The organism is Ensifer sp. YR511 (assembly GCF_900103045.1).
In the GTDB taxonomy this organism is placed as follows: domain Bacteria; phylum Pseudomonadota; class Alphaproteobacteria; order Rhizobiales; family Rhizobiaceae; genus Ensifer; species Ensifer adhaerens.
On the sequence record NZ_FNGR01000045.1, the window covers coordinates 37,456 to 45,284 of the forward strand.

Here is a 7,829-nt window from a genome sequence, read left to right on the forward strand (position 1 = left end):
GATGGACAGGGTTCGGCTTGCAAAGTCGAGGCAGAGGGTAGCTTTTAACTTGGCGACAGGTTGGGAGCTACGGTCCGTTCAAAAGCATCGCGAGACGGCGGTGATTTGTCAATGCCTACACCTACCGACGGTTATCGACCGTACACCGTTACGCTACTCACTTTTTCATAGAAGCGATCGAGAAGCACCGGGTCATCCACGCGCGCGACGCGGATCGGCCTGCCGATACTCGCAGCGCTGGCGTTGGGAAAGGCCCATTTAAGGTCCGGGTTGCGTTGCAGGTTTTTCACTGCGAACAGGACCCCAAACGGTCCGCGTATGCCGGCGTCGTCGAACACACGCTGGATATCGCCCATGTATCGGGCAAAGGCGGGGCGAAACTCATGGAGCGTCAGGCGGCCTTCGCCCTTGCGGACAGCGAACGGATGGGAAACGTACGAATGCGTGAGCCAGTCATCTCCGATGAAAAAGCGTGAGATCGAGCGGCCTTCCTGAAAAGTCTTTTCCAGGACCTCGACACCGTCTTCGCATCCCTTGTAAATGCCACCATCTTCGGCGTGATAGTAGCGCATCCTTTTCAGAACGCCTCGTCCGGGATCGAAGGGAGCGCGCTCCCGTTCGTAATGTTCTTGCGGCACGATGGCGATATGCAGCGTAGCGCCGTTCTTTTGCATGATGTCGCGCGTCTCGATGGCCGTGTTTTCACGCTCCATCAGCTTTGCCGTATCGGCCTCCAGCTTCTCTATCGGCGTGAAAAGAGCGTGGAGCTGGTCGCGGGGGATCGGGGTGTTCTGCGCGCCAGTGCGCAGATAGAAACCACCCGTGATCTTGTTCTGATAGGGCCGGAGCCGATGGTCAGGAAGTTCGAGGCACAGGACGAACCCTGACGAGTCGAGATCGAGGAACTCGAGACGCACACCCAACGGCTTGGGTTCGATGTTGTCCTGGATGATCGAGGTGATGCGGCGCTGCAAGGCGTCGCGATCGCCATCCAGAGGATCGAACCGTTCGAAGGCGCCCTTCTTTTCGTATACGCCAACGACCAGATAACCAGGGCCGGAATTTAGGAAAGCCACGATATCATCGATGAAGTTCGACTTTCCCCGTTGCTCTTCGAGATTAAGACGAGCCTTGAACTCGTAGTGCTGACCCTCAGTCACGAGGCCGGAGGTGATGCTATCGATGGTCGGAGGAGCCGCTCGTTCGCTCATTCTGAAGGCCTCGCAATATTTGCCGACAAATTCTGTTGGTAACATTTCATTCTGCCGGCTCGAGATCAACGCGCGCTTGAGAAGAGCACCCTTAAGCAACAGTATTTTGAGATCAAAGACGTCCGGAAGCAGAAGTTGCACCTCGCCGATATCGACCTCGACATATTCCTCGATCAGATTTGCTCGATCGACCGGCGGCCCCGGGCAGCGTCGACGATGCGTCCCTGGAACGAGGCCAAGCTTCGGGGTTTTCTTGAAGACCAGTGCGTGCTGAAGCGCGGACCAATGGGGCCGCGGCCGAAAGGTCGGTTTATCATCCATCATGACGAAGCCGTCCCCATCCTGGAAGCGCTGTCTGGAAACGGCGCCAGACCGCTCACACTCACCCACATCGATGCCCATTCCGATCTGGGAACTGGTTTTGGCGATGCGTCGTGGAAGGACATCGGTGGGAGGCTTCTTGGCTTGCCCCCAAAACAGCGCGTTGGAGCGATCCCACGCGAAGGAATGCAGCGCCTCGCGCCGAGCAACTACCTGTCCTATGCACTGGCATGCCGCTGGCTCAGATCATTGACCTATGTGCATCATGCTCAAGGTGGTGATGACCTGATGCCTTTCCTTTTCCGGGATTTCGACACGGGCTGCCGCGCGATGGAGTTGCGATACGTCCCCCGTCTCGACGAGGCGAGCTCGAAGGAGGAACTGCGCACCCTACGGCACGTATTGGAACCAGAGATCCCGTTCGAGAAGGTTTCGGTCGAGCGTTATCAGGCGACAGAGCCATTCGACTACGTGATTCTTTGCCAGTCGCCAGGGTACACGCCGGTTGAGGCCGATGTCCTCGTCTCTGTATTTCAGGACTATGTCGACTTCGATCACGATGACTTCCTGGGGGGCAGGTTTAGCCGTCATCCGGGCGCTATGGGAGACATTCGGTGACCCTCGACGGTTTCTTGAGTTTTCTCGCACTCTTCATCGCGTTCTACGCCATCGTGTCGCCGGTCACGCGACTGCGCGCGCAATTGCACCTTGCGGTTCAAATCCCCTTGGCGCTTCTGGCGGTGTTGCTTGTTCTTTATTTCGAGTTCTTTTCGCTTCTGGGGCAACCGTGCCAACTGCCAAACGCCGAGGCCTGCCGCTGGCTGGTTTTTCCGAATGACGGCAGTTTCACGCCGCCGCAGGCCGCTTTTCTTGTCGTGTTCGTCTGGATGATCGCGGCAGGCGGCCTGAACTTCCTCCTGAAACCCGGGCCGCGGTCGCTGACCACCATCGGCAAAATCGTGCAGACCTTGCTCTATGAGCATCGCTTCGCGGAGCTTCTGGATTTCCTTCGCTCCCATCTCGACCTGATCGAAGCTGTGGCCGAACGGCGTCTTCGGCGGCAGAGGCTTTATGACTGGGTAGCCGATACAGACTGGTTTCGCCGCCAGAAAGTCCGATCGTTCGTTCCAATTGAGGAGGACGCGGATGAGGATGAGCTGCCAACTCCTGGCTACAGGAAACGGATGTACGAGGCCTTCCGGCATCAAATTCGCTTTTTAAGGCACCTTATCCCGAGTGGCCATAAAGCTCAGGTCACCGCCGAGAACGTCGCCCGTGTTCTTTTGCGTTCTGAGGAGTTCCGGAAGTTCCTCGTGACGCTGCGGCCGGACGCCTTGCCTGACCTCATGGCGATCAAGCTGCAACTTCGTTTCGATTTCTCCGACAAGGTCCTGCGGGATTTGATCGCTGACGGTGGCAGCAGGCTCTATCAGGAGATCGAACATAACCAGAATCTCGCGGAAAAAGGCGGCTATGCTATTCCGGAAGAGAATGTCCTATTGCGGCATCTGTTCGGGGATGCCGAGGTCGCTCATCAGCTCGGAGCCTGGAAACCTGTCGGCGACGCGATCATTAACATGATCCGTGGCGGGGCGAAGACCGGCTACGCTGCCGACCTCAACGACCTTCCGGATAATTTCGACGACGAGCGGTGGCGAGACCCCACCTTTGTCGGCATCAGGTACTTCGACATCATGGTGAATGAGGCAATGCGACAGGGTGTGCCCTATCACATGTGGCTGTTTTATCTGCCGCTCATCCTCAAGGAGCTCGACGAGATCTACGATACGTCCAGCGAAACCATCGACACGATCACCGAATTTCCCACTCGCAATGCGCGCCTCATGTACGAAATCTTCGCCGTCCTCGGCGACTGGGTAAAAAATATCCGGCACCTCGATAAATCGTCGCCGCACGCCGCGATCTCCGACGCCGGCGAATTTGCGTCAGGCGTTATCCCGATGGATGCTGCCATAGCTCTTGGTACGGCCATGGCGACCGTTGCGCTTTCCAACAGGATTGGCGACACCTTTGCGGGGTATCTCCATGACTGCGTTTTGTCGGACATTGCTTCTCTTTCGAAAGAAGGCCTGGAAGGGCAAATGCGCGCAAAGCTGATCCGCGCTATTATCTCAGGAGGCAATCGCCACCTGACGGGGCGATATGGCGAACGGCTCAAGACCTTCGTCGCCATGGCAGATCATGTCCTGCGTCACTCGGTCAACGACTATACAGATGCACTCGAGGCTGCCTTTCCGGAATATCGCGCCCGACGATGAGGCTTATGCTGTTGAGATGGGAAATACATCCACAAAGCGGATGTATCAGCTTGAACTTCCGTTTTGTGGATGTTATCTAATGAACATGGCTAGACCCCGCAAAGACGCACCCATGAACCTGTTCACGTCCTCCGAGCTTGCGCTGGCCGCAGGCATATCGCTGCGCAATTTCAATGTGCTGATCGAACACGGGCTTGCTCCGCCGACGGATCGTGATCAGTCCGGTAAGCACAGCACGCGATACTGGGACCAGTTCGGCATCGGCGAAATGGCGCTGACTGGCGCCTTGATCCGGGCGGGCGCCGAATTGTTCACCGCAGCGCGCTTGTCTCACGTCATTCTCGATGATTTCACCTCCGCGCGAGGGCGACTCCCCTCTCGTCTCGATATGTTTCTCGACAAGGACTACAATGATCTGCACCCCAAGTTCCCGTGGACGGCGGATGCTGCCGAGGGCAACTGGGCGGACGATGATTTCTGGCTGCATCGCACCCTCCGCCTTTACTCGGACGTTTATCTTCCCGACACGAGGCTGAATGGCGACATGATCCTGGAGATCGCAGACCGCAGGTATGTGTTCACCCGCATCGTCTACTTCGGGCGCATCCCGAATCTCGGGCGTGTACAGCCTTGGGGCATCACCGATGGCAACGAACCCGACGTCGAATATGAGATCGTCGGTTGGGAACGAGGACGGGAAGCAAGCCTGCGCCATTTCTCAGACCTGGTGGATCTTTCTAGCATGATGGATGATCCGGAAAAGAAAACAGCCGCCAAAGAGCTTGAGGATGCCTGGTTGAAGGCTCGGCGCAATGCGCTAGGGCTTCTGCGTGTTAATGTGTCACTGGCTATTCGGACCGCCTTTGATGCGATCCACGAGAGCCGCGCCGGCGACCAATCACGCCGCAACCAGATTGAACAACGCCGAGCGAGTTTGAACTTAGAACATGAATTGCCCAAAGATCATCGCGGCGTGCCACGTAGTTAAGCCCATCTCAAACATCGTCATGCCTTAAGACGCACGATCTCGGGCTACGTGCCCAAGGGCTTCTGTCATCATCAACGCGATAGCCGCGCAGAATACGTCGCGTGACGTCTACGTCTTAGCTTAGCCGCTCAATTGAACCGGCCGGCGACAAGCGGAACGCGGCGGTTTGAGGAACTTCCAAGTCTAGCATTTCACGTTTACCGAGGCCGCAATGAAGGCCCCGGAGTAGACGGCTGGTTACGCCATGGCATACGACGATCTTCGGAACGGTAAGGTCGAGTATCAATTCACCCAAAGCTTCCCGCACACGGGCCAGCATCTCGTCATAACTCTCCCCGTCGGAAGAATGAAAAAACCATTCATTGCTCCCCAGCCCGTCTCGGGCGTTTGGCCACTTGGCCTCGATCTCTGCATTGGTCAGCCCATCCCATGAGCCCATACCGACTTCTTTAAGTCGATCATCGAGTATCACAGGATGGACGAGCCCCAAATTCTCAGCGATAACTTGGGCAGTCTGGGTCGCTCGTCCTAAAGGACTTGAAACAATCCCGGCACTCTCGTTTACGCCCTGCCTATGGAGAATACCCGCGACTTGAGAAGCCTGCGCCCGACCGATATCCGTGAGCGGAGAGTCGCATTGGCCTTGCCAGCGTCCAGCGGCGTTGAATTCAGTCTGCCCATGCCTCACCACATACAACATCCAAGCCTCTACACGTTCGCCTGCTTACAGCGACTTGCTAAGGTGACCGTCAGTTGGTGGCAATAGCTGGTGCACTTTGGTTTCCAAGATCGCTGCCAGGCCAGCCGATTTTGTCTGCGGTTCAGGAACCCTGCTGGTACTAGCGCGTGACGGCGGGCCCCGCGGCGCAAGCGGCCTTGAGAATTTCTCAAGGCCGCGATTGGGTTCGGCGAGCCTGGAGCCGGTCACACGACCCGCTCGACGACTTTCGAAAAGTCGAGATTGTCGGGTACGATCCATTGCTCTGGAGAGGGTGTGCTGTTTTCGTAGGGTTTGCCCGTGATCGGGCTGGTTTTATCCACGACGTTGATTGAGAAGTCCGCCGCCAGACCGTTCCGCCACCCTTTAGAAAGAAGCCGAAATCAAGGGTCGTGCCTTGCATCGGAACGTCCATGACTATCCTGCGCTTTGTCCAACCATTGTCGCCATAAAGCCATCCGCCGTTTGGGCAATGTTTGAGGTTGTCAAAGGCAAGGATATGCCCGGTGATTTGTCGACGCGCGCCCACACCGTTGCTCCGTGAGTTACGCGCTTGCTCGCTAGCTCAACCACGATTTCTATACGCTGGCCGCGGTAAGGAACCGGTGATACTTGTTGCAGGAGGCAGCCGAATACCCGCTTTGTGTCCCGGTAGCGGCTATGGGGCAAATACTCAAAGTGGATGAGTGCGGCCCGCCGTCCAGAACTGAAGGCGTTCTCATCCGCACCGTGGTCAAATTCGGTTGGGTGTTCGCCGATGAAGTGCCAGGACTGGAGGGCTTGAATGCGGCGCTCCTCGGTGGCTCTTTCTCGCTTGAGCCGGGCCGACAAGGTATTCCAATTGTCCACCCCGAATTGCCTGGCGATGATGTCAAGACTCTCACCATGAGAGATTTCAACATTGCGGGCAGCCAAACATGCCTCGAGAACCTTCGCCATGCGTTTGGCGTCTCGGTAAGTGTTCATTGTTGTCCTGTGATTGGTCAGTCCAGCAGGCCAGTGCTCACGTTACTTACGGACCGACCATCGCAGGAGGATTGATCGTCAATCGGATGCTTTCACCATCGCATTCTGCAGGTGAGCGGCCGGTAGCATCAACCTTGTGGCGACACTGCCGAAACGAATTGCGTCTGTCAAGTTGTGGCCGCGCGCACATAGAGACCGCCCTCCTATCGCCGGCAGCGCCTGCAGGCAAGGTGTTCTCTTAATGGTGGTTCCAAATATGTTTGGGCTCCCGTTAGCCAAAAGGTGCTGACTTGAGACAATGATTGTCATCTGGTCGTGTGCGAAGAGCCGGCCCAACCATACCCTTGGTAATGCGAGGCAACGCGGTCTTTGATGAGGGACGCGGTCTGCCGTTGGTTCGAACCTTCGAAAGCAGGCCGTACCGCTTATCCCACAATGCCTGCTCCCAGACTAAGATGGCCATGTGATCCGATTCGAGGGAGATGGGGATGGCAAAGTGGGATGGCGACTACACTTGGGATGCACCACCATCGGCAACGAAGGCTCCCTCCCGCCTCAAGGTGGCCACTTGCCAAATCCCGGTAGAGTACGACATCCGTCGTAATCTGCAACACATCCTAGAACTGATACCACATGCGGCAATGGCGGGTGCTGACGTCGCGCACTTCCCGGAATGCGCCCTTTCCGGCTACGGCCCAGCATCATGGCCTGACTGGAATGGTTTCCAATGGTCTGCGCTGGGCGCAGCAATCGAGGCCTTACGGTGGAGGCTCGCCGATATCCCGTTGTATTCCGCAACGATGGTCTGCACGGCCCGATGCTCGGCTGTTTCCATTGGCAGGTTCAGGGCCTCCGGGCCAGTCAGTTCCGGAATCCACTGAAGTGGATCGATAAACCTCGGGCCGATGACGAGAGCCGGAGGCCGCTCATCGACCAGATCGGCGACACTGGACGACGTGCCCTGATGAACGCTGCGAACGCCGCGTCATCGAGCTTCGGCCGTCCCGTCGTCCCTTGTGTGTTGACGAGCGATGCGAGCACAGCGAAAGTCTCTCCGCTGCTCGCACCGCCGGCGAGCAACGAATTCTTTCTCGTCAGATCGCGGGACACAAATTCCGAACCCTGATCAACACGGACCGTCTTCGGTTAGCCAACCTGGCGGCACACCCGTTCCGGCGTTTGCACCACGTCTTCACCGCGATAACTGCGACGCGGATCAAGCGCTGGCACGTAGCGTGAGAAAGTGTCGACCTGAACTGCCCCCCAATTCGACCGGACAGTCGGCATAAGCAGAAAGGCTCAAGCACAGGCTTGAGGACATGTGTGGACGCCTCCGGGCGCGCAAG

7 protein-coding genes and 1 pseudogene are annotated in these 7,829 nt (G+C 57.2%); 4 read left to right on the forward strand and 4 right to left on the reverse strand.

Annotated elements, in window-relative coordinates; translation table 11 throughout:
• Positions 1-131 precede the first annotated feature (131 nt).
• The gene (locus BLU15_RS35495) at positions 132-1,352 is read right to left on the reverse strand and encodes an AlbA family DNA-binding domain-containing protein (protein ID WP_176960459.1); all 1,221 of its coding nucleotides are present in this window, start codon (positions 1,350-1,352) and stop codon (positions 132-134) included.
• Here BLU15_RS35495 and BLU15_RS35500 point away from each other — a divergent pair.
• From BLU15_RS35500 to BLU15_RS35510, 3 genes are all read left to right on the forward strand, one after another.
• The gene (locus BLU15_RS35500) at positions 1,347-2,150 is read left to right on the forward strand and encodes a UPF0489 family protein (RefSeq protein WP_176960460.1); all 804 of its coding nucleotides are present in this window, start codon (positions 1,347-1,349) and stop codon (positions 2,148-2,150) included. The two genes, BLU15_RS35495 and BLU15_RS35500, sit on opposite strands and share 6 nt — an antisense overlap.
• On the forward strand, positions 2,147-3,811 hold the full coding sequence (locus tag BLU15_RS35505) for a hypothetical protein (protein WP_090301882.1): 1,665 nt from the start codon (positions 2,147-2,149) through the stop codon (positions 3,809-3,811). The genes BLU15_RS35500 and BLU15_RS35505 overlap by 4 nt, the downstream gene beginning before the upstream one ends.
• A 112-nt stretch (positions 3,812-3,923) precedes the next feature.
• Complete coding sequence (locus BLU15_RS35510) at positions 3,924-4,799, forward strand: hypothetical protein (RefSeq protein ID WP_090301884.1); 876 nt, start codon at positions 3,924-3,926, stop codon at positions 4,797-4,799.
• Between the two features lie 115 nt (positions 4,800-4,914).
• Here BLU15_RS35510 and BLU15_RS35515 read toward each other — a convergent pair whose 3' ends face one another.
• Both BLU15_RS35515 and BLU15_RS35520 read right to left on the reverse strand, forming a co-directional pair.
• Positions 4,915-5,499, reverse strand: a complete 585-nt coding sequence (locus BLU15_RS35515; RefSeq protein WP_090301886.1) for a histidine phosphatase family protein — start codon at positions 5,497-5,499, stop codon at positions 4,915-4,917.
• Positions 5,500-5,934: 435 nt separating this feature from the next.
• Complete coding sequence (locus tag BLU15_RS35520) at positions 5,935-6,483, reverse strand: glyoxalase superfamily protein (protein WP_090301888.1); 549 nt, start codon at positions 6,481-6,483, stop codon at positions 5,935-5,937.
• Between the two features lie 488 nt (positions 6,484-6,971).
• Between BLU15_RS35520 and BLU15_RS41065 the strand changes: the two genes are divergently transcribed.
• Positions 6,972-7,364, forward strand: a complete 393-nt coding sequence (locus tag BLU15_RS41065; protein ID WP_176960461.1) for a nitrilase-related carbon-nitrogen hydrolase — start codon at positions 6,972-6,974, stop codon at positions 7,362-7,364.
• Here BLU15_RS41065 and BLU15_RS35530 read toward each other — a convergent pair.
• Positions 7,250-7,524: pseudogene (locus BLU15_RS35530) on the reverse strand (YecA family protein); the annotation flags it as partial. The gene BLU15_RS41065 and the pseudogene BLU15_RS35530 sit on opposite strands and share 115 nt — an antisense overlap.
• Between the last annotated feature and the right edge of the window lie 305 nt (positions 7,525-7,829).